This is a genomic window from Klebsiella sp. CTHL.F3a (assembly GCF_019890895.1).
In the GTDB taxonomy this organism is placed as follows: Bacteria; Pseudomonadota; Gammaproteobacteria; order Enterobacterales; family Enterobacteriaceae; genus Klebsiella; species Klebsiella grimontii.
The window spans coordinates 965334-990368 of sequence record NZ_CP082360.1 but is presented as its reverse complement, the minus strand read 5'-3'; the positions used below and the strand labels follow the sequence as shown (position 1 = coordinate 990368).

At 57.7% G+C, this 25035-nt stretch carries 25 protein-coding genes; 18 read left to right on the top strand and 7 right to left on the bottom strand.

Features of this window, described 5'->3' with window-relative positions; translation table 11 throughout:
* Positions 1–290: 290 nt before the first annotated feature.
* Entirely contained in the window at positions 291–1013 is a 723-nt protein-coding gene (locus K7H21_RS04760) for an ArsR/SmtB family transcription factor (protein WP_223035630.1), read from the bottom strand.
* Positions 1014–1053: 40 nt separating this feature from the next.
* Complete coding sequence (locus K7H21_RS04755) at positions 1054–1371, bottom strand: antibiotic biosynthesis monooxygenase family protein (RefSeq protein WP_004124723.1); 318 nt, start codon at positions 1369–1371, stop codon at positions 1054–1056.
* A 382-nt stretch (positions 1372–1753) separates the two neighbouring features.
* Between K7H21_RS04755 and K7H21_RS04750 the strand changes: the two genes are divergently transcribed.
* The gene (locus K7H21_RS04750; protein ID WP_004105360.1) at positions 1754–1963 is read left to right on the top strand and encodes a YdgH/BhsA/McbA-like domain containing protein; all 210 of its coding nucleotides are present in this window, start codon (positions 1754–1756) and stop codon (positions 1961–1963) included.
* 207 nt (positions 1964–2170) lie between these two features.
* Here the strand turns inward: K7H21_RS04750 and K7H21_RS04745 are convergent, their stop codons facing one another.
* Positions 2171–3055 carry an EamA family transporter gene (locus tag K7H21_RS04745; protein ID WP_004124726.1) on the bottom strand — a complete coding sequence of 295 codons (885 nt, stop codon included), beginning with the start codon at positions 3053–3055 and terminating at the stop codon, positions 2171–2173.
* Positions 3056–3135: 80 nt separating this feature from the next.
* On the opposite strand from K7H21_RS04745, the gene K7H21_RS04740 reads away from it, so the two are divergent.
* Positions 3136–3642, top strand: a complete 507-nt coding sequence (locus K7H21_RS04740) for a MarR family winged helix-turn-helix transcriptional regulator (RefSeq protein ID WP_223035629.1) — start codon at positions 3136–3138, stop codon at positions 3640–3642.
* A gap of 106 nt (positions 3643–3748) precedes the next feature.
* On the opposite strand, the gene K7H21_RS04735 is transcribed toward K7H21_RS04740, so the two are convergent.
* The gene (locus K7H21_RS04735; RefSeq protein WP_004124737.1) at positions 3749–4210 is read right to left on the bottom strand and encodes an Lrp/AsnC family transcriptional regulator; all 462 of its coding nucleotides are present in this window, start codon (positions 4208–4210) and stop codon (positions 3749–3751) included.
* Positions 4211–4359: 149 nt separating this feature from the next.
* On the opposite strand from K7H21_RS04735, the gene K7H21_RS04730 reads away from it, so the two are divergent.
* The 11 genes from K7H21_RS04730 (at position 4360) to K7H21_RS04680 (ending at position 15790) form a co-directional block, all read left to right on the top strand.
* Positions 4360–4971 carry a LysE family translocator gene (locus tag K7H21_RS04730; RefSeq protein WP_004124739.1) on the top strand — a complete coding sequence of 204 codons (612 nt, stop codon included), beginning with the start codon at positions 4360–4362 and terminating at the stop codon, positions 4969–4971.
* Between the two features lie 554 nt (positions 4972–5525).
* Positions 5526–6131 (top strand): tyrosine-type DNA invertase, encoded by a 606-nt coding sequence (locus K7H21_RS04725; protein WP_004124742.1) that lies wholly within the window; start codon positions 5526–5528, stop codon positions 6129–6131.
* A 443-nt stretch (positions 6132–6574) separates the two neighbouring features.
* Positions 6575–7201 carry a tyrosine-type DNA invertase gene (locus tag K7H21_RS04720; RefSeq protein ID WP_004124745.1) on the top strand — a complete coding sequence of 209 codons (627 nt, stop codon included), beginning with the start codon at positions 6575–6577 and terminating at the stop codon, positions 7199–7201.
* A gap of 464 nt (positions 7202–7665) precedes the next feature.
* Positions 7666–8211, top strand: coding sequence for a type 1 fimbrial major subunit FimA (gene fimA / locus K7H21_RS04715; protein WP_004124748.1), 546 nt, complete (start codon positions 7666–7668; stop codon positions 8209–8211).
* Between the two features lie 72 nt (positions 8212–8283).
* The gene (fimI, locus tag K7H21_RS04710; protein WP_004124751.1) at positions 8284–8823 is read left to right on the top strand and encodes a type 1 fimbrial minor subunit FimI; all 540 of its coding nucleotides are present in this window, start codon (positions 8284–8286) and stop codon (positions 8821–8823) included.
* Between the two features lie 35 nt (positions 8824–8858).
* Positions 8859–9584, top strand: a complete 726-nt coding sequence (locus tag K7H21_RS04705) for a fimbria/pilus periplasmic chaperone (RefSeq protein WP_139529813.1) — start codon at positions 8859–8861, stop codon at positions 9582–9584.
* 73 nt (positions 9585–9657) lie between these two features.
* On the top strand, positions 9658–12294 hold the full coding sequence (locus tag K7H21_RS04700) for a fimbrial biogenesis usher protein (RefSeq protein ID WP_223035628.1): 2637 nt from the start codon (positions 9658–9660) through the stop codon (positions 12292–12294).
* A gap of 13 nt (positions 12295–12307) precedes the next feature.
* Entirely contained in the window at positions 12308–12835 is a 528-nt protein-coding gene (gene fimF, locus K7H21_RS04695; protein WP_162626091.1) for a type 1 fimbrial adaptor subunit FimF, read from the top strand.
* A gap of 12 nt (positions 12836–12847) precedes the next feature.
* Positions 12848–13348, top strand: a complete 501-nt coding sequence (gene fimG / locus K7H21_RS04690; protein ID WP_004124772.1) for a type 1 fimbrial minor subunit FimG — start codon at positions 12848–12850, stop codon at positions 13346–13348.
* A 50-nt stretch (positions 13349–13398) separates the two neighbouring features.
* A complete protein-coding gene (locus tag K7H21_RS04685; RefSeq protein WP_170100957.1) occupies positions 13399–14325 on the top strand; it encodes a fimbrial protein in 927 nt (308 codons plus the stop codon).
* Positions 14326–14353: 28 nt separating this feature from the next.
* Positions 14354–15790 carry an EAL domain-containing protein gene (locus K7H21_RS04680; RefSeq protein ID WP_004124775.1) on the top strand — a complete coding sequence of 479 codons (1437 nt, stop codon included), beginning with the start codon at positions 14354–14356 and terminating at the stop codon, positions 15788–15790.
* Positions 15791–15859: 69 nt separating this feature from the next.
* On the opposite strand, the gene K7H21_RS04675 is transcribed toward K7H21_RS04680, so the two are convergent.
* Positions 15860–16132: a GNAT family N-acetyltransferase gene (locus K7H21_RS04675; protein ID WP_004124777.1), complete on the bottom strand. Its 273-nt coding sequence runs from the start codon at positions 16130–16132 to the stop codon at positions 15860–15862.
* Positions 16133–16143: 11 nt separating this feature from the next.
* Positions 16144–16374 carry a 4Fe-4S mono-cluster protein YjdI gene (gene yjdI, locus K7H21_RS04670; RefSeq protein WP_004124779.1) on the bottom strand — a complete coding sequence of 77 codons (231 nt, stop codon included), beginning with the start codon at positions 16372–16374 and terminating at the stop codon, positions 16144–16146.
* 269 nt (positions 16375–16643) lie between these two features.
* Between yjdI and K7H21_RS04665 the strand changes: the two genes are divergently transcribed.
* From K7H21_RS04665 to K7H21_RS04650, 4 genes are read left to right on the top strand one after another with little or no spacing between them, the layout of a single operon-like run.
* Complete coding sequence (locus K7H21_RS04665; RefSeq protein ID WP_004124782.1) at positions 16644–16916, top strand: YtcA family lipoprotein; 273 nt, start codon at positions 16644–16646, stop codon at positions 16914–16916.
* Between the two features lie 6 nt (positions 16917–16922).
* Positions 16923–17951 carry a multidrug transporter subunit MdtN gene (gene mdtN / locus K7H21_RS04660; RefSeq protein WP_004124783.1) on the top strand — a complete coding sequence of 343 codons (1029 nt, stop codon included), beginning with the start codon at positions 16923–16925 and terminating at the stop codon, positions 17949–17951.
* Positions 17952–17960: 9 nt separating this feature from the next.
* Positions 17961–19904 carry an FUSC family protein gene (locus K7H21_RS04655; protein ID WP_195322504.1) on the top strand — a complete coding sequence of 648 codons (1944 nt, stop codon included), beginning with the start codon at positions 17961–17963 and terminating at the stop codon, positions 19902–19904.
* A complete protein-coding gene (locus tag K7H21_RS04650; protein ID WP_142469421.1) occupies positions 19901–21379 on the top strand; it encodes an MdtP family multidrug efflux transporter outer membrane subunit in 1479 nt (492 codons plus the stop codon). Before K7H21_RS04655 ends, K7H21_RS04650 begins: the two co-directional genes overlap by 4 nt.
* On the opposite strand, the gene K7H21_RS04645 is transcribed toward K7H21_RS04650, so the two are convergent.
* Positions 21376–24087 carry a LuxR C-terminal-related transcriptional regulator gene (locus tag K7H21_RS04645; RefSeq protein WP_223035627.1) on the bottom strand — a complete coding sequence of 904 codons (2712 nt, stop codon included), beginning with the start codon at positions 24085–24087 and terminating at the stop codon, positions 21376–21378. The genes K7H21_RS04650 and K7H21_RS04645 overlap by 4 nt on opposite strands.
* A 165-nt stretch (positions 24088–24252) precedes the next feature.
* Between K7H21_RS04645 and K7H21_RS04640 the strand changes: the two genes are divergently transcribed.
* Positions 24253–25032 carry an acetoin reductase gene (locus K7H21_RS04640; RefSeq protein ID WP_004124794.1) on the top strand — a complete coding sequence of 260 codons (780 nt, stop codon included), beginning with the start codon at positions 24253–24255 and terminating at the stop codon, positions 25030–25032.
* Positions 25033–25035: the final 3 nt, after the last annotated feature.

The following is a 25035-nucleotide window of genomic DNA, read 5'->3' as shown; positions in this document are numbered from 1 at the left end:
AACTTCGACTGACCGGAGGCCGCAATATTTAAGGCGTCAGGAACGAATTCAATGAAAGAATTCGTCGAGGCTGTCGGCGTCAAAGAATGCTATTTTTCGCTGACAAATATACATATGTTCACGAGCTGTTAATCAATGTAACAGATAGCTCACAACTATTAATTGTGGGGGATTGATAGCAAGAAACGAAACCATTGTTATTTACATTGAACAGGGAAAAGCGATATGGAATTAACAAAACAGCAACCTATCTTGTCATAGAAGGCTATTTCTCCACATAGAGAACACTCTTAATTAATCATCCACGACGATCTTTCCGCCAGTTGAAAATGCAGATGCAACGCGCGCCATCCTGCCGGCGTAATCGTCACTTCGCGAAATCCCGCGGTGGTGGTAAACCAGCCTTTCTGCAGACCGTGCTGCAGCAGCGCCGCCCCAGCCGCCCCGCCAAGGTGAAGGCGGCGTTCGCTCCAGTCCAGACAACCGCAGCACGCTTTACGCCGCGAGGTGCGTTTCACCGTCACCCCCAGGCGGGTAAAGTGCGCTTCCCCGGCGGGCGTCAGGGCCGTGCCGTCAGGCGCTATCCACGCTTCGCGCAGCATAAAATCATATAGCGATACCGCCACTTCTCCGGCCAGATGATCGTAACAGGTACGCGCAACGCGCAAATTTACCGGCGTGCTGGTTGAGAGCGTCACCGCGCGCTTGCCGGCCATGGCCATCATATTCTCCAGCAAACCGGCGACATCGCTACCGGCGAGACGGTAGTAGCGATGGCGGCCCTGGGCAAGGCAAATCAATAAATCGCTGTTGATCAGGCGGCTAAGATGCGCGCTGGCGGTCGAGGGGGAAATATTCGCCACGGCGGAAAGCTCGGTGGCCGTCCACGCCCGGCCATCCATTAAGGCGCAAAGGATCTTTAGCCGCGAGGCATCGGCCATCGCCGATGCCACTACCGCCATCGCCTCGGCCAGCGACTCGTCGTCTTCAATCAGTTCAACAGGTTTTAACATAGCGCCTCGCTTATTTTCCCCACGGCAAAACGTAACCCTATTACAGGGGATCGGAATGTGAAGAACGGTATTCGCGCAGCACCTGAGCCACTCGAATGTGATAACAGGCGAAAATGCTCTCCCGCCCCTCTTTCTGCGCAGCCTGATGGCAAAGGTTGCGTTTCCATGCCAGCACCGCGTCCTCATCCCGCCACCAGGAGAGTGACAGAATTTTCCCCGCCGTGCTCAAACTTTGAAAACGCTCAATGGCGATAAAGCCGTCAATGTCGTTCAGCAGCGGCTTCAGTTCCGCCGCCAGCGCCAGGTAACGTTCCTGGCTCGCCGGAGTGACCTCGGCTTCAAAGAGTACTGCAATCATTTCGTCGTCCTCACGCAATCAGTATGAGAGCCACAGTAGCTTTTCACCCGAGCCCAATGCTTCGTTAACGAGCGAAATATGGCCGCCTTTTTGCTCAAAAAACACCCATTGCATTCACAAAAACAATGATTAATAAGCCGAAGCAGGAAAATTGCGCTTCTGGTCAGATTATTTTCCGTGACCAAAAATACGATTCACGACAACCCATCCTTTTGTTTTTATTGAAAATAAAAAGTTAAAATTTGCACACCCGTCATCATATCGTCATAAAAATGTGATCTAAATCGCACTTTTTGCAACGCGCGTTATAGTTAGCAGACTTATTATAAGTCCATCGAAAGCAAACACGCTTTCCACCATAAAAGTTAAAAGGATAAACACCATGAAAAACGTAAAATTACTTGCCGCTGCCGGTATGCTGTCTCTGGTCTCTTTCGCTAGCTTCGCTCAGCCTGTTAGCGTAACCGCAGATACGCTGGACAACGCCGAAGCCAAAATCGCCGCCATTGCTAAAGACCAGGGCGAGTCTTACCACATTACCGAAGCGTATACCGGTAATCAGGTGCATATGACCGCCGAGCTGTCTAAATAACCGAATGGTTGCAGAGGGAGCTGCCGGACAGGTCGCCTGACGGCGGCTGGTCTGGCTCCCGCCACATAATAAGCACGCAGCAATGTCGAGCCCCTTAATGGGGCTTTTTTGTTGCTGGCGAACAGTGAACCCACAGCCCGGGCTGTGGGTTCACTGCCGTCTGCAGTCCGATAGCCCGGACAGATGCGCAGCATCGCCTCCGGGATGTTATCGGCCCGCGACGGCGCTCTTATTCGATAACGCACGCTGAATCGACAGCACGCTGAACAACACAATCACCAGCCCCACCAGCGCCATTCCCTCAATTTTTTGTCCAAGGAAGATCCAGCCTAACAGCACCGCCGTCACCGGACTCAGCAGGCTCATCGCCGACACAGCCACTGGAGACAGGCGGCCGATGCCGCGAAACCACAGGCCATATGCCAGCATCGCCCCGGCAACGCACAGCCACAGATAACCCGCCGCCTGAGTCAGCGTCACCTGATGCAGCGGCGGATCGACCAGAAACGCCATCGGCGCCAGTACGATACCGCCAATCAGCAGCTGCCAACCGGTCAGCGCGATGACCGGCAAAGCGATCGCCCAGCGCCGCGATAACCAGGTTCCCAACGCCATACTCATCGCCCCCAGAAACGCGGCGGCGATCCCCAGCGGTTCGAGGGTGGTTTGCGGCGACAGCAGCAGCATCGCCATTCCCGCGATGCCCATCAATGCCGAGAGTACCGCCAGCCAGGGCGATCGCTGACGATCGACGCACCAGGCCAGCAGCATCACCAGCAGCGGTTGAATGGCGCCAATCACCGCCGCCAGACCGCCCGGCAGCCGATAGGCGGCAATAAACAGCAGCGCCTGAAACGCGCCGATATTCAGGATCCCGGTGACGATCAGCTTCCACCACTCGGCGCGCAGCGGGAAACGGCGGCTCCAGATCAGCAGAGCGATCCCGGCCGGCAGAACCCGCAGCAACGCAGCGATAAACGGCCGATCGGGCGGCAGGAACTGCGAGGTCACAATATAGGTGCTGCCCCAGATGGCGGGCGCCAGCGCGGTCAGCAGTAAATCAACGATCACATTACGCGAAACAAAGGCCATGATTTTATCTTCATATCAAGGTAAATTGTGGCCTAAGTATGTACCGACAATTATCTTGATATCAAGACAAGTGAGCATGAATGGACAAATCACCGCAGACCGACGCCGTGGATCGCATTCTTGAACAGTGGAAACAGGAGCGCCCCGATCTCGATTGCAGCCCGATGGGGCCGATCGGCCGCCTGAAACGCTGCACGATGCTGCTGGAGCCGCGCATCGAAGCGGCCTTTGTGCGCTACGATCTGGTGCGCTGGGAGTTTGATATGCTGGCGACGTTACGCCGGGCGGGCGAGCCGTTCATGCTGTCGCCCACCCAGCTCTTTTCAACGTTAATGATCACCTCCGGCACCATGACTCATCGCCTGAAGGCGCTGGAAAAACGGGGGTTTATTTGCCGTCTACCAAACCCGGAAGATGCCCGCAGTATGCTGGTGGCGCTAACGCCAGAGGGACGAGAGCTCATCGATAAGGCGGTGGAAAGCCACGTGGAGAATGAGCGGCAACTGCTGAGCGGGCTTTCCGCAGCGCAGCGCCTGCAGTTGGATGAAGCGCTGACGGTTTTTATGCGCCTGCTGGAAAAAGAGTAATACCACTTTGCTTTGACAGGGTGCTCATACTGCTGCCGGAGCATCTTTGATGAAGCATCACCGTTATTTCCCCGGAGGCGATGCTGCGCATCTGTCCGGGCTGCGCTCACCCCTTTCCGAGCGGAAACGGGCGATCCTGCACAACCGTCTTCATCACCAGCGTAGAGCGCAGGTGCTGCACGCCCGGCATCGCCGAGAGCTTGTCATCATACAGTTTCTGGAACGCCGGGAGATCGCGCGTCACCACGTGCATCAGGTAGTCCGGATCGCCAAACAGGCGCTGTGCCAGCACGATCTGGGGGATCTCTTCTACCGCGTCCTCAAACGCGCTCACCGCTTTCTTATCGCCCTCTTTTAACGTCGCGAAGACAATCGCCAGGAAGTTGAAGCCCATTTTGGCCGGATCAAGATTGGCCCGGTAGCCGGTAATGACGCCTTCCTGCTCCAGCGTCCGCAGCCGTCGATGACAGGGAGAAAGGCTGAGATTCACCCGCTCGGCTAGCTCGGTTATCGACAGTCGTCCATCGGACTGGAGTTCAGCAAGAATTTTTCTATCAATGCTATCCATTTGGAATATTTTCCCTCAGAAGACCGCTTAAGAGCATAACATTGAAAGCTCATTGCGCAATAAACTCGATATTCTTTCCTTCAAATAATCGCCGCTTTACGAGGGAAAATGATGAGAAACTGCCGTTACCACGCAGAGGTGCGCTGTCCATGGAAATGAGCTTTATCGCCAGCTTTTGGCTGGTCTCTTTTCTGCTGATCATCACGCCGGGCGCTGACTGGGCCTATACCATCAGCGCGGGAATCAACGGACGCCGCGTGATACCCGCCGTCGCCGGACTGATGTCTGGCCACCTACTGGCCACGCTGATCGTCGTCGCCGGAATCGGCGTGTTAATCGCCGGCCACCCGCTGGCGCTGTCGACGATTACCCTGCTGGGCGCGGGCTATCTGATGTGGCTGGGAATCGCTATTTTGCGCCATCCGCCAACGCCAGGCACCCAGCAATACAGCGCGGATAGCTGGAATCGCTGGGCGATTAAGGGGCTATGCATTAGCGGTCTGAACCCAAAAGTCTTTCTTCTGTTTCTGGCCCTGCTGCCGCAGTTTACCGATCCCCAGGGAAGCTGGTCTCTGGCTCAGCAGATGTCGGCGCTGGGCGGCATTCATCTGGTGACCTGCACGCTGGTCTATTTACTGGTCGGCTACGGCGCCAGAGCGCTGTTGGCAACCCGGCCTCAAATCGCACGCAAGGTCAGTATGGCTTCCGGCGTGATGATGGTCGCCGTAGCCGCCGTGCTGTTCGTGGAGCAGTTGAGGTAGGGAGGAAGTATGAGGCGTGAGCGACCGGCCTGTTCGCGCCAGTGCATTATTAAGAAAAAACGTACAGTAAAACGCCCCGCCTCACGGTTATTTTTGCATCAGCCATAACCTCCCTGAAGTTAGCCCACACGCGACTCCGGGATCCTTATCAGCCTGATTTTTGATTATGTGCCCTTCCGATATAATCCTCTTAGCAGCAGCTAAGGTTTATCTCATTTTAAATAAAATAACTCTTACCATCCGCCAGAATTCTTGCGCATCCTGTTTCCCCTATTCATAAGAAGGTTTTTGCAGTATGGTTAACAATATTAGAAGTTATATACTGCTGTATACCCACTTAAGGAGAAAACAATGAGCAGAATATCGGCCCTATCCCAAAGAGTAACGCCAAACAAAAATATAAATATAAATATAAAAACTACCTATCCAAAAGAAGCCACAACGCTTAAATATTGCCCGCCGCAGCAATAAATAATGCACATGCAGACGAGCTTAATCATTACCTGATAACGGCCAAAAAATGCGCTAGCCGGCTGCATAATAAAGGGAACTCAATGAAAAGCAATGCTATTTTAAAAAAAAGGAACTTCCTGACTCACAACGAAATAGAGTCATTACTCAAAGCGGCCAACAGTGGCGCACATGCCACGCGTAATTATTGCCTGACATTATTATGTTTTATTCACGGATTACGCGCCAGTGAAATATGCCGCCTGCAAATTTCCGATATCGACCTTAGTTCTAAATGCATCTATATTCACCGTCTTAAAAATGGATTTTCGACAACGCATCCTTTGCTGAATAAAGAAATCCGCGCATTAAAAAACTGGCTGCATGTCCGCGCCTCATACCCGCAGTCCGACAGCGAATGGTTATTTCTCTCACGAAAAGGTAATCCTTTGTCTCGCCAGCAGTTTTATCAGATTATTTCCGCCTCTGGCGATAATGCCGGGCTGTCGCTCGAAATTCATCCGCATATGCTCCGTCATTCATGCGGCTTCGCCCTGGCCAACATGGGCATTGATACCCGCCTTATCCAGGACTACCTGGGCCACCGCAACATTCGCCATACCGTATGGTATACCGCCAGTAACGCTGGCCGTTTCTATGGTATCTGGGACGAAAGCAGAGACAGACAGCGGAGCCCTGTTCTGCCGTAATGCTCGATGCCATGGAGGGCGTCAAAATAACCGTCAGGCAGCGGTAAACATTAATAAAAATTAACCATACGGTGTTTATGATTATTGTTCCGGCAAGTTCACAGCGCTACGATGATTTATCTTATTACCCCTCGGGCATGACCCAGCATATAAATGCACCAACTCCCTTCCGTTTAAAATAGCCGCAACCATGCTTTTTTCCTTTTAATTTTATACACCTGAAAAAGAACCGCGGCGCAGAGGTTGCCGCCATCAATAAAATCTATAAGAATAAGATTTATCATCTGGCAATATTCTGTCCCACAGCCGCTACAATGTCATTATTCAACTATGCTTAATCCCCTTCATATAATACGCGATTAACCTTGCGAATTATTTGTGAGCGCCCCCTGCTGTCAGCAGGGTCGTGTTAATTATCAAGATCATATCAGGAGTTATTTATTGTGAACCGACGTCGTTTTCTTACCGGTAAAGAAGTTCAGGCGATGATGCTGGCAGCCCGTCACGGGCAAACGGGAGAGCGGGATTACTGTCTAATCCTGCTCGCTTTTCGTCATGGTATGCGCATTAGCGAATTACTCGATCTGCACTATCGCGACCTCGATCTGGTCGAAGGCCGCATCAATATTCGACGGCTGAAGAATGGATTCTCCACCGTACATCCGCTGATGGTCGATGAATGTGACGCCATCAGGCGCTGGAGCCAGGTACGCGGCGCCTGGAAAGGCGCGCAAAAAACCGATGCGCTGTTTATATCGCGACGCGGTACTCCGCTTTCGCGTCAGCAGGCCTACCGAATCATCCGAACCGCTGGCGTAGACGCTGGCACGGCTACCCATACTCACCCGCATATGCTGCGCCATGCCTGCGGTTACGAGCTGGCGGAGAGAGGGGCCGACACCCGCCTTATCCAGGACTACCTCGGCCATCGAAACATTCGCCATACCGTACGCTATACGGCCAGCAACGCCGCGCGATTCGCCGGACTCTGGGAACGCAACAACCTGATGGAGTGGAATTTACAAAATCAGAGAATGGAAAATAAGAATTTGATAAATAAGGGGAAATAGCTTACCGAACAGGTCAATTGGGGCCAAACTGTGTGCATCATAAAAATATTCAGTAACCTTTTGCAACCATCGAATGCATCAAACAGAGTGTAAAAACCAATATCACATTGATTAATAATATTTTTTTATTTTTAATTTTTTCCAGAAACATCCTTCTTTCCGCTACCCATCCTTCGTGGCCCCGCGTTGCCGATAGCCATCCATGGCTTATTAAGCCTTAACTATTTCAATTCATTATCTCGAAAAACAACAACAAAGCAGGTTAAAAAACCAAATTTTTCATAAAAAAGCTATATTTTCAGTGAATTACGCCAACGAGTCAAAATGGCCCCAAATGTCTCATTTTTTGGGTGAAAAACATGCAGAACCGCAGCCGAAAACTTCGGCTGAAACATGAAATACCTGGAGGTCATGATGACGGCCAGATCGGTTCGTAATCCCGATATTGTTCAAAGGAAAACAACATGAAAATCAAATCACTGGCAATCGTTGTTCTGTCAGCCCTGTCTCTGAGCTCCGCGGCGGCGCTGGCCGACACCACGGTAAATGGCGGCACGGTGCATTTTAAAGGGGAAGTCGTCAACGCAGCCTGCGCCATTGACGCGGGTTCAATCGATCAGACCGTTCCAATGGGCCAGGTTCGTTCGGCAAAACTCGCTACTCCAGGCAGCACCAGCACGGCTGTCGGCTTCAATATCCAGTTGAACGATTGTGACACCACCGTTGCCACCAAGGCCGCCGTCGCCTTCACCGGCACCGCAATTGACAGCACCAACACCACCGTACTGGCGCTGCAAAGCTCCGCAGCAGGCAGCGCGAATAACGTCGGCGTGCAGATCCTGGACCGTACCGGTACGCCGCTGGTGCTGGATGGCGCGACCTTCAGCGCAGCTTCCACCCTGAACGATGGCACCAACGTCATCCCGTTCCAGGCGCGCTACTATGCGACCGCTGCAGCCACTGCCGGTACCGCTAACGCTGACGCGACCTTCAAAGTGCAATACCAGTAATTCATTCATCAGGCAGGGAAGCATATCGGGCCAGGAAGGCCCGTTATCCATAACGGAACTCGGGTGATAACGATGCAAAGGATGAAGTCAGGTCTGTTGATATTTTTGCTCCCATCGCTGGCGCTGGCCGGTAATCAATGGAACGTCACGCTGCCCGGCGGAAATATGCGCTTTCAGGGCATCATCATTGCCGAGTCCTGCCGCGTTGAAGCTGGCGACCAGCAGATGACGGTCAATATGGGACAGATCAGCAGTAATCGGCTTCATTCAGCCGGAGAAGATACGAATCCAGTTCCCTTCGATATCCACCTGCAGGAGTGCAGTACCGCCGTCAGCCAGCGCGTTGGCGTGGCCTTTCACGGCGTCGCCGATGGTAAAAACCCGGACGTGCTCTCGGTGGGCGAAGGACCGGGAATAGCGACCGGCGTGGGTGTCGCTCTGTTTGATAAAGACGACCATCCGATCCCATTGAACGGTCCTCCCGCCGCCTGGACAAGATTGTATACCGGGCCAACCACATTGCATTTTGTAGCGAAATACCGGGCAACAGGGCACCAGGTCACCGGTGGCGCGGCCAACGCTCAGGCCTGGTTCTCCCTGACCTACCAGTAATGAATCAGCAGACGAACCGAAAACAGGAAACGACGGTGACGATAAAAGGGGTAAACGTGAGAACAACACTGGCGATAACGCGCGGTTTACTGGCGGGGGCGCTGATGATAGCCGCCATGGGATTTACCGCTCGCGCCGAGGCCGGCGTGGCGCTGGGGGCGACCCGCGTCATCTATCCTGCCGGGCAAAAGCAGGTTCAACTGGCGGTCACCAACAACGACGAAAAGAGCACTTATTTGATCCAGTCATGGGTGGAGAATGCCGATGGCGCGAAGGACGGCCGCTTTGTCATCACCCCGCCGCTGTTCGCCATGCAGGGGAAAAAAGAGAACACCCTGCGCATCATTGATGCCACCAACAACCAGCTGCCGCAGGATCGGGAAACGCTGTTCTGGATGAACGTCAAGGCGATCCCGTCAATGGATAAATCAAAGCTCAGCGACAACACCCTGCAACTGGCGATTATCAGCCGCATTAAGCTCTATTACCGCCCGGCAAAGCTGGCGCTGCCGCCGGATCAGGCTGCGGAGAAACTGAAGTTTCGCCGCGGCGCCGGCACGCTTACGCTGGTCAATCCCACCCCCTACTACCTGACGGTCACCGAACTCAACGCCGGAACCCGGGTGCTGGAAAATGCGCTGGTTCCGCCGATGGGTGAAGCCAGCGTTAAATTGCCCGCCGATGCCGGTCGTGAGATTACATACCGGACGATTAACGACTACGGCGCGCTGACCCCACGGATGCAGGGCGTCACGCAATAACCGACGGGAGGCCGCGTCCTCCCGGAAATAAAAATAAGAACTGACAGCCGGGCGACTTTGGACCGGAGGGACTATGTCACATCTGAAATATGGACTCGACGGCCTGGACTCCGGGCGTAAAAGCAGCCACGGGCCGGGGAATACGCGCGCTTTCGCTCAAATCACGCTGGCTCTGTTACTTGCCGCACCGATCTTTTCTGTGCAGGCGGAGCTCTATTTTAATCCGCGTTTTTTAGCGGATGACCCTGCCGCCGTGGCGGATTTATCAGGATTCGCCAACGGCCAGGAGGTCCCTCCAGGAACCTATCGCGTCGATATTTACCTCAATGACGGGTTTATGACCACCCGCGATGTCACTTTTAATAGCGGAGAAAACGATCGCTCGCTGGTCCCCTGCCTGACGCGCGGGCAGCTGGCCGGGATGGGTGTCAACACGTTATCCATTGAAGGGATCGGCGCTCTGGCATCCGATGCCTGCGTACCGTTAACCGAAACCATCAAGGACGCCACTACCCGCTTCGATGTCGGTTTGCAGCGGCTGTATCTGACCGTACCCCAGGCGTTTATGGGCAACCGCGCCCGCGGCTATATTCCCCCCGAACTGTGGGACCACGGGATTAACGCCGGCCTGCTGAACTACAACTTCACCGGCAACAACGTGCACAACGACGTTGGCGGCAGCAGCAATTATGCGTACCTGAACCTGCAGAGCGGGCTCAACCTCGGCGCCTGGCGCCTGCGCGACAACACCACCTGGAGCTACAGCAGCGGCGGCACCTCGTCGACCAATGAAAACAAGTGGCAGCACATCAATACCTGGCTTGAACGTGATATTACGCTGCTGCGCTCGCGCCTGACCCTCGGCGACAGCTACACCAACGGCGACGTCTTCGACGGCATCAACTTCCGCGGCGCGCAGCTTGCCTCCGATGACAATATGCTGCCGGACAGCCAGAAAGGGTTTGCCCCGGTCATTCACGGCATTGCCCGCGGCACCGCTCAGGTATCGGTGAAACAGAACGGCTATGAGATTTACCAGAGCACGGTACCGCCCGGCCCGTTCACCATCAACGATCTCTACTCCGCCGGTAATGGCGGCGATCTGCAGGTGACCATCAAAGAGGCCGACGGCAGCAGCCAGGTCTTCACCGTCCCTTACTCGTCCGTTCCGGTGCTCCAGCGCGAGGGCCATACCCGCTATGCCGTCACCGCCGGGGAGTACCGCAGCGGCAGCAATCAGCAGGAAAAACCGAAGTTCTTCCAGAGCACCGTAATGCGCGGTCTTCCTGAGGGCTGGACGCTGTACGGCGGCACCCAGCTGGCGGACCGCTACCGCGCCTTTAACCTCGGCGTCGGCAAAAATATGGGGGAGCTGGGGGCGCTGTCGCTGGATATCACCCAGGCCAACGCCACCCTGCCCGATGACAGCGATCGTCAGGGCCAGTCGGTACGTTTCCTCTATAACAAGTCGCTGACGGATACCGGCACCAACATCCAGCTGGTGGGCTACCGCTACTCGACGCGCGGCTATTTCAGCTTCGCCGACACCACCTACAGCCGGATGAACGGCTACAACATCGAGACCCAGGACGGGGTGGTGCAGATGAAGCCGAAGTTCACCGATTACTACAACCTCGCGTACAACAAGCGCGGCAAAGTGCAGCTCAGCGTTACCCAGCAGCTGGGACGCACCGCCACGCTCTACCTGAGCGGCAGCCATCAGACCTACTGGGGAACCAACAGCGCCGACCAGCAGCTCCAGGCCGGGCTTAATGCCGCCGTGGACGATATCAACTGGACCCTGAGCTACAGCCTGACCAAAAACGCCTGGCAGCAGGGTCGTGACCAGATGCTGGCCGTCAACGTCAGTATCCCGTTCAGCCACTGGATGCGCTCCGACAGCAAGTCGGCCTGGAGAAACGGTAACGCCAGCTACAGCATGTCCAACGATCTGAACGGCAGGACCACCAGCCTGGCGGGGCTGTACGGCACGCTGCTGGAGGACAACAACCTGAGCTACAGCGTACAGACCGGCTACGCCGGCGGCGGTGAGGGCAACAGCGGCGGTACCGGCTACGCGGCGCTGAACTACCGCGGCGGCTACGGCAACGCCAACGTCGGCTACAGCCGCAGCGACGGCATCAAACAGCTGTACTACGGCCTGAGCGGCGGCGTACTGGCCCATGCCGACGGCATCACCCTGAGCCAGCCGATGAACGATACGGTGGTGCTGATCAAAGCCCCCGGCGCGGATGGCGTGAAGGTAGAAAACCAGACCGGGGTACGGACCGACTGGCGCGGCTACGCCGTTCTGCCCTACGCCACCGAATACCGGGAAAACCGGGTGGCGCTGAACACCAATACGTTGGCCAACAACGTCGATCTTGATGATGCGGTGGTCAGTATTGTGCCCACCCACGGGGCGATTGCGCGCGCCGAATTTAAGGCCAGCGTCGGCATGAAGCTGCTGATAACGCTGACCCACAACGGTAAACCGGTTCCTTTTGGCGCCATAGCCGCCGCTGTCGATAGCCAGAATAGCAGCATCGTCGCCGATAACGGCCAGGTTTATCTGAGCGGAATGCCGCTGGCGGGCAAGGTGCGCGCGAAGTGGGGAGACGGACCCGACGCCAGCTGTGAAGCCGACTACCGTCTGCCGCCGGAAAGCCAGAACCAGGCGTTAAGCCAGCTGTCGGCAGCGTGCCGCTAAGGAAAGCATGATGATGAGAAAAAACCTGTATCTGCTGGGCGCCATACTCTCTCTGGTCTCCTTCAGCACCCCTGCCGCCGATAGCACTATTACGATTAGCGGATACGTAAGGGATAACACCTGCGCCGTGGCGGGTGAGTCAAAAGATTTTACCGTCGACCTGATGAATAACGCCGCCAAACAGTTTAATGCCGTCGGCACGACCACGCCGCTGGTGCCTTTTCGCATCGTGCTATCGCCCTGCGGCGGTTCCGTCACCGCGGTCAAAGTCGGTTTTACCGGCGTAGCGGATAGCGACAACACCAGCCTGCTTAAGCTGGACAGCGGCGTATCAGCAGCATCCGGCATCGGCGTGCAGATCCTTAACGGCAGCCGGGCCCCCCTGCTACTCAACGCCCCCTCGTCAAACATCGCGTGGACCACGCTGAAACCTGGGCAGACCAACACCCTGAACTTTTACGCCCGGCTGATGGCCGCGCGCGTCCCGATTACGGCAGGACACGTTAATGCCACCGCGACCTTCACGCTTGAATTTCAGTAACCGGAGGCTGAAATGAAATGGACTCATGCACCCTGGCTGCTGGCGGTAATCATGACCTTCGCCAGCGCCCCCCAAGCCGCCGATGTGACCATTACCGTTAACGGCAAAGTGGTGGCCAAACCCTGCACCATCGCCACCCCAAAGGCCACCGTCGACCTCGGTGATTTATACACCTTTAACATGCTTTCACCCGGCTCGGCATCAGGCTGGCATGACGTCACGCTCGAGCTCAGCAACTGTCCGGTTGGTACCTCACGGGTCACCGCCAGCTTCAGCGGCACGGCGGATGCCACCGGCTATTACAAAAACCAGGGGACGGCGGGCAACCTCCAGCTGGAGCTGCAGGACACCAGCGGCGCCCGGTTTAACAACGGCACAAGCAAAACGGTGGCCGTCAACGATGCCACGCAATCCACCCGCTTTCCATTGCGCGTCAGGGCGCTGACGGTTAATGGCGGGCCAACGCAAGGAACAATCCAGGCGGTGATTAACGTCACCTACACCTGGCTATAAGGCAGGAGAACGTTATGAATCAGCGGATTACCGCTCCCCGTAGATGTCATATGGCGCTGGTCAAGGCGCTGTGGCTGGCGATTGTGTTAGCGGGCTTTTCCACCAGCGTCAGGGCCTATACCTGCTACGACTCCACCGGCACCATATTAAATAGCGATTCCGGCGGGAAAGTATCCAACGTCTACGTGAACCTGCAGCCAAGCCTCGGGGCCGGGCAGAACCTGGTCGTCGACTTATCCAGCTCGATTTTTTGTAAAAATGACGCGCCGGACCGGCGCAACGACATGGTAAGCATGCTACAGGGCTCGGCCTATAGCGGCCTGTTGACCAATTTTACCGGCTCTTTAAAGTACTATGGGGTTAGCTATAGCTTCCCGCTAAACTCCCCGACCGCCAGCCACAACTTTACTTCCGGTAACTACACCAGCTGGAATACCCAGCTCTACCTGACGCCAATATCCACCGCCTCCGGGCTGGCGATAAGCGCCGGCTCGCATATCGCCACGCTGGTCATGTATCAGGTGGGTTCCGATATCAACGGCGGCGGTAACGTTCGTACCTCAAAATTTACCTGGAATATCTATTCCAACAATAGCGTGATTATCCCGACGGGCGGCTGCGATGTTTCCGCTCGCAACGTCACGGTAACGCTGCCTGAGTACCCGGGTTCAACCGCTGTTCCGCTTACGGTACGCTGCGGGCAAAATCAAAAGATAGGTTTTTACCTCTCCGGCACCACGGCGGATAGCGCCAACACCGTTTTCACCAATACCTCTTCCGCCTCACCGGCTCAGGGCATTGGCGTTCAGCTACTGCGCAATGGCACCATCCTGCGTTCAAACAGTACCGTCTCAATGGGAACCGTGGGCACCTCCGCGGTCAACCTGGGACTCACCGCAACCTATGCGCGCACCAGCGGCCAGGTCACCGCGGGCAACGTGCAATCCATTATTGGGGTGACCTTTGTTTACCAGTAACGCGCCTGCGGCGCGTGATAGAACGGGAATGGACTATATTCTTTCGCCCTGCTCGCTGGTCGCCGATGGATTAGTCAAAGTGATGATGGCCAACAGCATGCAGCCCGTTGTGCTGCCGTCGGATGCGACGAGGCTTCCCGGCGACGCGAACATTCGCCGCATCATCGTTTTTCTGCCGGAAACGCCGGCCAGGCTGCTCGCCACCCTACAGCAGGCCGCTGCGTTTCTCGAACGTTCGGCAACGCCGCTGCCGATGCTGATCCTTAGCCGCAGTCCGGCCAGTTGGCTGTGGCACACGCTGCTGCATCAGGTCATCGATCGCCATTTACTTTCTGAAGTGCGATCCGCCGCCTCGGACCTGCCCGTCCCCAGCCTGACCGCAGTGCTCCAGGACTACATTCTGCAAAGATATCCTTCGCTTAAGCAGTTGGCCGACGAAGAGATACGCCTCGGCGGAAAGCGCCCCGGTGGGCTCACCAGGCCGGAGCTCAATGCCATTCTCGGTCTACTCAGCGGATACAGCGTCAACGCCCAGGCAAAGCGCCGCGGCATTAGCCACAAAACGCTTTATAACCAGCGCACAGCAGGACTGAAAAAAATGGTGGAACATTATCCTCAGCTGGCAACCCGTTTCCCCGGCAGCCAGACCAAAGGGCAGAAGATCCAGCCGGATGCCGCGCTCTCCGCCTTTGAGCGCGAATTTGTCCACGCGATTCACTGTCGGCAAATTTTCCCGGTCTTCCAGCCCATCACTGACGATCGGATGCGGCTAAAAGGTTTAGAGATCCTCTGTCGCTGGCGGCAAAAAGGTCAGGTTCTGCTTCCCGGCGAGTTTTTACCGCAGATACGTTCCGCGTACGCCTGGCTGGTGTTGACAGCCTTTATGCTTCGCGAGGCCGTGGAGAGTATCAATTTGCATCCAGGTGAGTTTTATTTCTCAGTCAATATTCCCGCCGCTATCGCCAGCAATGACAACCTGATCCGCATGCTGGAGACCGCGCGCCAACAGCTGCGCGAGCCCCATCTGTCCTCGAGGTTGGTACTGGAATTTGCTGAAACCCTGGACCTCAACCTGCAGAGTAAAATTGCCGATAATATTTCCCGGCTACGCAAGCAGGGCTTTGCCATTATGCTCGATGACTGCTTTTCACAAAGCAGCGTCATGTTTCCAGTGAGGTCGGTCAGGTTCAGCGCCTATAAGCTGGATATGAGCATCGTCAACGATATGCAGCGCGATCCTCACGCCATGGCCCTGATCAAAAGCCTGCTTTACTACTGCCAGCTAACCGGTAGCCGCTGTGTTGCCGAAGGCGTGGACAGCCTGGATAAATTCAACCGACTGAGAGCTCTGGGGATCGACCGTTTTCAGGGTTATCTCATTTCGCCGCCGGTGGAGCGGGAAAACGTCAGTGACCTTATCCACCAGCTTTTATCCGGCCGCAATCTGAGCCTTATCGACGGATGAAAAATCCCCAGAAGACGTCGCCGACCGCGCCAGGCTAAAATAGTTGCGCCAGCGCGCTGGCGCATTTATTCAGGCGCGGATATCGTCGTACTCGCGGGTATTATCAAATTCATGTTTGGCAAACGGGCATAGTGGAATAATTTTGCGCTGCTCGCCGCGCATTTTTTCTACCACTTTCGCCACCAGCTTTTTCCCTACCCCCTGTCCTTTCAGGCTGGGGTCGACGTCGGTATGCTCAATAATGCTGAGGTGCTCGCCCGTAGGCACAAAAACAATTTCCGCCACCTGATTCCCGTCGGCATCATTGACGTAAAACTTATTATGACCTTCCAGTATTTCCATCGTTTCCTCGCTTATTTTTGGCGATACTTCAGTGCGCCGCTCGGGCAGGTATCAATAACCTTAACCACCGTGTCCACGTCCACTTCATCGGGGACGATCCACGGTTTGCGTTTCAGGTTGAAAAGCTTCGCGCTGCCGCGCACGCAGTTGCCCGAGTGCTGACAGATATCGGTGTTAAAATAGACATCGATTTTCTCGCCGGTATAGGCGCGATAACCCGCGTCCAGTAGTTCTTTATCCATGACATTGCCTCAGTTCTGACTATTTTTTATAACTTTGTCTCTAAGCATAGTCCTGCCAACAACCGCTGACTATCGGTAACGGGTGAAATTTTATTTCGGTAGCCGCACGCCATTAATGCAGAATGAATGATTTTCTATGCACTCTTTAGCCAAAGAAAATGTTCTGATTGCCGATAAAGTACGGACGCTTCTGTTATATCCATCTTTAATTTCCCTGGCAGTGAGATTAAACTCATTCCATCCTAACCCGAGCACTCAGGTATTTAGTCTTGAATCGCATTGTAAAGCTGGCGCGCCCTTCGCTCTTATTCTCGCTATTTACGCTCACCGGCTGCTCATTATCCCCGGCGATTCCGGTATTAGGCGCTGCCTTTCCAGGCTGGTTCTTCTGCTTATTAGGCGCCTCGCTATTACTTATTCCCTGCCATATCCTGATTGTGCGTAAAGGATGGCAGTCGCGATTTTCTCCGCTGGTCTTCAGCTATCTGGCGCTGATGTTCCTGTTCGCGACGATTCTGTGGTTCCTGTTCTTCGTAAACTAGATACCTATGACTCAATCCCGCTCAAGCGTTATCCGCAAAAAATGGCCCCTGCTGGCGCTCGTTCTCGCCGCTATTGTGGCGCTAATTGTGGTTATCTGGCAGCTGCAAACCTCGCCGGAAACCAACGATGCCTACGTCTATGCCGACACCATCGACGTGGTGCCGGAAGTGAGCGGGCGGATCGTCGAGATGCCTATTCGCGACAATCAACGGGTAAAAAAAGGCGACCTGCTGTTCCGCATCGACCCGCGCCCCTACCAGGCGATGCTCGACGATGCCAAAGCCCGCCTGACCACGCTTGATGCGCAGATTATGCTGACCCAGCGCACGATCAAAGCGCAGGAGTACAACGCGCAGTCGGTCAGCGCCGCCGTTGAACGCGCTAAAGCGCTGGTTAAGCAGACCACCTCTTCACGCATACGCCTTGAGCCACTGGTACCGCAAGGGTTTGCCTCACAAGAAGATCTGGATCAGGCGCGAACGGCCGAAAAAGCGGCGCGCGCCGAACTGGAGGCCACCCTGCTGCAGGCGAAACAGGCTTCCGCCGCCGTGACCGGCGTCGATGCCATGGTGGCGCAGCGCGCGGGGATCCTCGCGCAGATTGCGCTGGCGGAGCTGCACCTTGAATTCACCGAAGTGCGTGCGCCGTTTAACGGTGTAGTGGTGGCGCTGAAAACGACGATCGGCCAGTACGCCTCGGCCCTTAAGCCGGTCTTTACCCTGCTGGATGACGACCACTGGTACGTGGTGGCGAACTTCCGTGAAACCGACTTGCAGAACGTGCGGCCCGGCGTTCCGGCAAGAATCACCGTCATGACCAACCACAGCCGTACCTTTGAGGGCGTGGTCGACTCGGTCGGCACCGGCGTTCTGCCCGACGGCGGCAGCGTCATCGAGGGCCTGCCGGTCATCCAGAAGAGTATCAACTGGGTCCACGTCTCCCAGCGCTTCCCGGTCAAAATCGCCGTCAAAGACCCCGACCCGGCCCTGTTCCGTATGGGCGCCTCCGCCAGCGCCGTTCTGCAGCCGCAATAAGGAGACGGCATGCAGAGCTTATGGCCGTTTCTCACCCGTGAACTCCACGATGCGCCGGGGCGGGCGAACTACACCCTGCGCCTGACGCTCAGCTGCGCGGTGCTGATCGTGCTGTTTATGACGTTGCATATTCCCTTCCTCGCCGTCGCCCTGATCGTGGTGTTTTACGTCAGCCAGCCTAACGTGCTGATGATTAAGCTGGTCAGCGTGGTTTTCGTGCTCACCGTCAGCGTCGCGCTCGGCGGCGTGCTGCTGATTATCAAGTGGACCTATGACTATCCGCTGATCCGCCTGGTCGCCTCGGTGATCCTGTTCTTCTGCGCCATTTATCTGATGCGGGTGCTCGGCAAGCTGGGGCTGGCATTTTTCGTGGTGGCGCTGGCGGTCATCTACGCCCAGACCTTCCCGTCGATGACCAGCCAGAGCGAAATTCTGGTGCGCCTGCTGCTGTGGCTATGGGTAGCAATTAATACCGCCATTCTGGTGACGCTGCTGGTCAACGCCTGTTTCCAGCAGGCCTTTCCCGGCTATCAGTTTAAAGCCCGGCTGGTGGTGATGCTGCGCCAGACGGCGAAGGTGCTTAGCCAACCGGATGCTGGAGAGTCGCAGCCTACCTTTACCGAGATCGCCGGGCAGTTTAACCAGCTGCAGTCCCTGTATCAGCAGGCTGCACGCGCCACGCCGGAGATCGCCGCCGACCCGCAGGCCTGGCAGGCGCTGATGGCCGCCGCACTGCGCTGCTATCATTTGACGGCGCTGCTCCAGCCGGGCGACGACCATTCCGATGCGCGTCAGCGGATAGCCCACGAACTTAACGCGCTGGCGGATAATTTGCCCAGCCCCACGGCGGTGGATATTGAGCCGTTGATGGTCCCGCGCGACGGCGCCAACGGCGCCATTTTGCAGGAGATCGCCGAGGTGCTGGCGCGGCTGGCGCGCGGCGAAGACATCGCGTTACCGCAGGGTGAAGTGGAAAAAGCGCCGCTGCTACTGCCGGACGCGTGGTCCAATCCCGCCTATCTACACTTTGCCCTGAAAACGCTGCTGGCGACGCTGCTGTGCTACGTTTTCTATACCGCCGCCGACTGGCAGGGCATCCACACCATCATGCTGAGCTGCGTGATCGTCGCCCAGCCGGGCCTGGGCGCCACCATGCAGAAAACGTGGCTGCGCATCGGCGGCGCGCTGCTGGCTACGCTGATTGCGCTTCTGCTGATGGTCTTTGTGCAACCCTGGACCGACTCGCTAAGCGGCCTGTTGGCGATGACCCTGCCGGTTTTCGCGCTGGCGGCGTGGATTGCGGCAGGCTCGGAGCGCATCGCCTACGCCGGCATTCAGATAGGCTTTACCTTCGCGCTGGCGTTCCTCAGCTGGTTTGGCCCGCTCAGTAACCTTACCGAACTGCGCGACCGGGTTATCGGTATCCTGCTCGGCGTGCTGGTCTCCTCCATTGTTCATCTCTATTTATGGCCCGATAGCGAAGCGCCGCGGCTTAAGGCGCGTCTGGCGCAGCTGTATCGTCAGCTGGCGCAGACCCTCGCCGCCCGCGACGATGAGGTTCAACTGGTACCGCTCTTTGCCGCGCTGACCGAAAGCGAAACCTTAATTAACCGGGTGTCCGCCGAGCCGTTGGGAACCTACGCGCACCCGTGGCCGGAAGCGAAAAACTGGCCGACGCGGGCGACTTTTCGTCAGGCAGAAGAGATCCTGCGCCTCAGTGAAGGCTATCGCCTGAATGCGGCGTCGGGGGATACCTTTTTATCCCGCTGCGCCCCGCGGCTTGAGGACTACGCCGCCAGTATCGACGCGCAGCAAACCACCGCAGAACGCTCTCAGGCGCTTCTCCCGGACCCGGCGAATCCGTTTGGCGCGCCGCTGGTCCACGCGTTGGCCGCCCTGCCGGCGTGGCCCTTTGCATCCTCCGTTATTCCGCGACAGGCAACCCGCTCATGATAAACATCACTCCTCCTCCGCGCGTCTGGCGTACCCCGGCGCTTGCCTTCGCCCTGACGCTGTTAACCGGGTGCGCGTTAATTCAGGACGATCCCGGCCAGGTGCCGCTGGTCAAGCCGCAGCAGGCCGAGCTGGCGCAGGTGATCCATCTGGCGAATAGCGGCTGGCCGACGGCGCGCTGGTGGGAAGGCTATCAGGATCCGCAGCTCAATATGCTGGTCAACCGCGCGTTGCAGAATTCACCCACTATGCAGGCTGCGCGGCTGCGTATTTCGCAATCGCAGTCCACCGTGGAGCTGGCGCAGTCGGCAATGGGCGTGCAGGCCACCGCCGTGGCGGCGCAAAACCGCCTGCGGGTGACCAATAAACAGTTCACCTGGCCCTACTCCTTCTCCCTGCCGGTGGATAAAAACGGCCCCTGGTACACGTTGAATACGGTCGGCGTAGGGGCAACGCTGAATATCGATTTATGGGGCGCCGACCGCGCCCGCGTCGCCGCCGCGATTGGCGAAAAGAACGCCCGCCAGGCGGAGACCGCCGGTATCGAGCTGGATCTCGCCAGCAGCGTCGCCCAGCTCTATTTCGCGATGCAGGCAACCTTCCAGAAAATCGAATTACTTAACCAACTGGAGGCCATCGCCAGTCTCTCGGTGCGGGCCCATGAGCATCGTACCGCGCGCGGCGTCGAGGATAGCGTCGATGTCGCCAATGCCCAGGCGGAGCTGCTGGCGGCGCAGCAGCAGGTGATTACGGCGCAGGGAACGATAACGCAGTATCGGGAAACCCTGCGGGCACTGATAGGCGCTGATGCGCATAGCATGCCGGAGATCCATCCGGTGGCGCTGCCGGCGCTGCAGGAAACGCTCCCGGACTCGCTCTCGTTTGAGCTGCTGGCCCGCCGCCCGGACCTGCAGGCGCTGCGCGGCTACGTTAGCGCCTCGATGAGCCAGGTGGACGCGGCAAAAGCGGCCTTTTACCCGCGCTTTGATATCAAGGCCTTCTGGGGCTACAACGCCCTGAGCGTCGGCGACCTGTTTAAGTCCTCCTTCCAGCAGATCAATATACTGCCGGGGCTCTATTTACCGCTGTTTGACGGCGGGCGCTTAAACGCCACCCTGAAATCGACGCGTACGGCGAGCAATATCCTGATTAAGCAGTACAACCAGGCGGTGCTGGACGCGGTGCGCGACGTGGCGATTAGCTCCAGCCAGTTGAACGATTTGAACCAGCAGGCCGCCCTGCAGCAGCAGAAAGTGACGGCGGCGATGGTGACCACCCGCAGCGCCAGCGCGCACCATCAGCGCGGGCTGGTCAGCTACTATGCGGCGCAGGAGGCGCGTCGCCCGGCCATCGCGCAGCAGCTTTTGCTGCTGGATATCCAGGCCCAGCGGCTCAGCACTGATATCACGTTGATTAAAGCATTGGGCGGCGATTACCGCGGCCCGGCGCTGAGCGAGAACGCCCCATCGCGCTAGCTTAACAGGCGCCATTCGCGCGCCTGGTTTACCGCCTGGATGCGTCCCTTCACCTGCAGCTTTTCATACAGCTGCTTTAGGTGCCATTTGACGGTTTCCGCCGAAATACCCAGCTCGCGCGCGACGCCCTTATTGGAATAGCCGTCGGCAATTAAACGCAGGGTCTGCTGCTCCCGTTCGGTCAGCCGCAGGGCGGGCGGCTGCGGGCGGGCGCTATCAATCGCGATGTCGGCGGCGGCGAAACGCGACAGCACAGCGGCGATATCGGCGGTCAGCGCATCATCCGCCGCGCCGCGCTTGTGTATCTCCGCCAGCAGCGCAGCCATCTCTTCCCTCCCCTCCAGCAGGCTGCGCCATAACCCCTGATGCAGCGCGCGCGCAAGCGCCGGTCGGCAGATAGTCATCGCCTGCTCCCGCTCGCCGGCACGCCAGAGGGCGAGCGCCTGCCTGAGCCGCAAACGCACGGCGAACAGCCACTCGCCGCTAGTTTCCCGTACGCCGGCCAGCGTATCCAACAGCCGCGCGGCGGCCAACGGTTCGCCGGCGGCGATAAGGAGGCGGCTCTGGCTGAGCGCGATATATCCGCCGGCAGCCTCCGTCTGGCTAAGGGTCTGCAGACGAAGCAGCAGCGCCTCAGCGGCCAGTTTGTCGCCCGCGTGAAGCGCGACGGCGATCCGCTCCGCCAGCAGCGGCGCCTGCGCCCGCAGCCAGCCGCGCTGGGCCGCCAGCCCTTCGGCATGCAGTAATAGCGATTCGGCCTCCGCGAGCCGCCCCGTTTCTCGGGCCTGGCGGGCCAGGACGATGTAGGTGCGGCTAAGGCCGTCCGGCGGACAAAAGCTGTCGATAGTCTCCAGACGCGGAACCAGCAGGCTTTGCGCTTGCTCTCCCTTCCCCAGCTCCCAGGCGATCTCCGCCAGGATGGGCGCCAGGGTTGCGCCGCTGCTGGCGTTCTCACCGGCGTGCCGCTCCGCGTAGCGCAGAGCCCGTGCCGCCTGGCGTTCCGCTTCGGCAAGATTTCCCTGACGCAGATAGCTCTGCGCCATGACGAACGCCCGGTAAACCGTCACGAACAGGTTGCGGTTAGCGAGGTTAACACCGGATACCCGCTGCTGAACCTCCAGCGCCTGCTGCGGCCGGGAGTCCGCCAGATGGCAGTAGCTGAGGATGTTGCATACCAGGCCATCGACCCAAATATCGCCGCAGGGCACCTCGCGCAGCAGCGGTTCGACAATGGCGATACTGCGGTCGATATTGTCGGCAAAGGCTTCGCAGATGGCGCGCACTACCCGCAGCTTAACCCACGCGCTGTGGGCCAGCGCCTCGCCATGCGCCGCCGATTGCATCTCAATGGCATCCAACAGCTGGCGGGCTTCGCTGAATCGGAAACGGTGGGCTAGCGCCCAGGCCAGGTTTAGCTGCAGCGCAATGCGCGACGGGTCAGGATGCGCAGGCAGATAGCGGATCCACTGCACCAGGGTATCGATATCCCCCTCTTCCGCCAGCGACTGCGCGCCGGCTTCCGCATCCTTCGCCGCCGACGTCCCGGCGGCCAGAGCATGGCGTATCGCCTCGGCCCACAGCTGCTGTGAGGCGAACCAGCCGCTGGCGCGGTCGTGCAGCTGGCGAATATCAATCTCACCGCTGTGCCGCAGGCGGTGCAGCAGCGCGTCGCGCATCAGCGGGTGATAGCGAAACCAAAGGCCGCTTTCATCCAGCGCGGAAAGAAACAGGTTATGCCGCTCTATCCACGCCAGCATCGCGCTGGCGTTATTGCGGCCGCAGACGACGTCGCACAGCGCCGGATGCAGGCGATTAAGCATCGAGGTCTGCAGAAGGAAGTCGAGCACCTCTGGCGGCAGCGGCGCGAAAATCACCTCATCCAGATAGCGGGAGATTGACCGCGAGCCGGCGCTGTGCCCCATCGCCGTGGAGGCGTCCGCAGAGAGCGCGGCCATTTTCATTCCCGCGATCCACCCTTCCGTGAGCGCGATTAGCCGCGGGATCGCCTGCGGATCCAGCCCCGATGCGCCGGAGAACCAGGCGCGGGCTTCGCTGGGGGTAAAGCGCAGCTCGGGGTCGTACACCTCCAGCAGCTGATCCTGCATATGCAGACGGCTGAGGGCTAAAGACGGCTGACTGCGGCTACCGATAATCAGGTGCAGCGCCGGCGGCGCATGGTTCAGCAGCCAGCTCATTCCCTGATGAATCGCAGGATCGCTGATGCATTGATAGTCGTCGAGGATCAGATACAGCGGGTGCGGGCACTGATTAAGCTGATTAACGAGTTCAGCAAAGAACAGGGGGAGATCGGCCGGAAGCTCGCCTTGCAGCAGCTGCAGAAACGACGGGCTCCACCCCTGCCACAAGGGCCGCAGCGCCTCCTGCAGATAGCGTATAAACAGTAGCGGCGCGTTGTCATCCTCTTCAAGGCTCAGCCAGGCCAGCGCATCCCCTTGTCGAAGGCGGTGCCGGTACCACTGCGCCAGCAGGGTGGTTTTGCCAAATCCGGCGGGCGCGCGCACCAGGGTTAAACGGCGGGAGACGGCGGCGTCGAGGCGCTGTAGCAGGCGCTCCCGCGACAGCAGACTTTCCGGCGTACGGGGCGGCGTAAAGCGCGTGGAGATAAGCGGCAGCGTCCCCGTGAAGCGTAAAGGTTCCTGATGAACAAGCGCTGCCAGCGCATCATCCGCCGAGGATAAAAAGGCCATACCACGATTACTCCTTAATCCAGTCCGTACGCTCATTATCCCCCCCATCAGGGGGGTAGGCCACGCTTATCGCGCCCGATAGAGTAGTGCCATTCGCCGCAGCGGCTACGACGACATCGGCCGCGGGCCTCCCTGTTTATTAATCAGTACAAGGTGAGTACAGACATGGCTATCGAAAATAAAGTTGCGCTGGTAACCGGCGCCGGTCAGGGCATTGGCCGCGGTATTGCGTTGCGTCTGGCCAAAGACGGCGCGTCGGTGATGCTGGTCGACGTGAACCCTGAAGGGATTGCCGCCGTCGCCGCCGAAGTGGAAGCGCTGGGACGCAAAGCAGCCACCTTCGTCGCTAACATCGCCGATCGCGCGCAGGTGTACGCCGCCATTGATGAAGCGGAAAAACAGCTGGGCGGCTTTGATATTATCGTGAACAACGCCGGGATCGCCCAGGTTCAGGCGCTGGCCGATGTGACGCCTGAAGAAGTGGACCGCATCATGCGCATCAACGTTCAGGGTACCCTGTGGGGTATTCAGGCGGCGGCGAAAAAATTCATCGATCGTCAGCAGAAAGGGAAAATCATCAACGCCTGCTCTATCGCCGGTCATGATGGTTTCGCGCTGCTGGGCGTTTATTCCGCCACCAAATTTGCCGTACGCGCCCTGACGCAGGCGGCGGCGAAGGAATATGCCAGCCGCGGCATTACGGTTAATGCCTACTGTCCGGGGATTGTGGGAACCGGGATGTGGACCGAAATCGATAAGCGCTTTGCGGAAATTACCGGTGCGCCGGTGGGCGAAACTTATAAAAAATACGTTGAAGGCATCGCCCTTGGCCGCGCCGAAACGCCGGACGATGTGGCAAGCCTGGTCTCTTATCTGGCAGGCCCGGATTCCGATTATGTTACCGGTCAGTCGATTCTGATCGATGGCGGTATTGTTTACCGTTAAGGG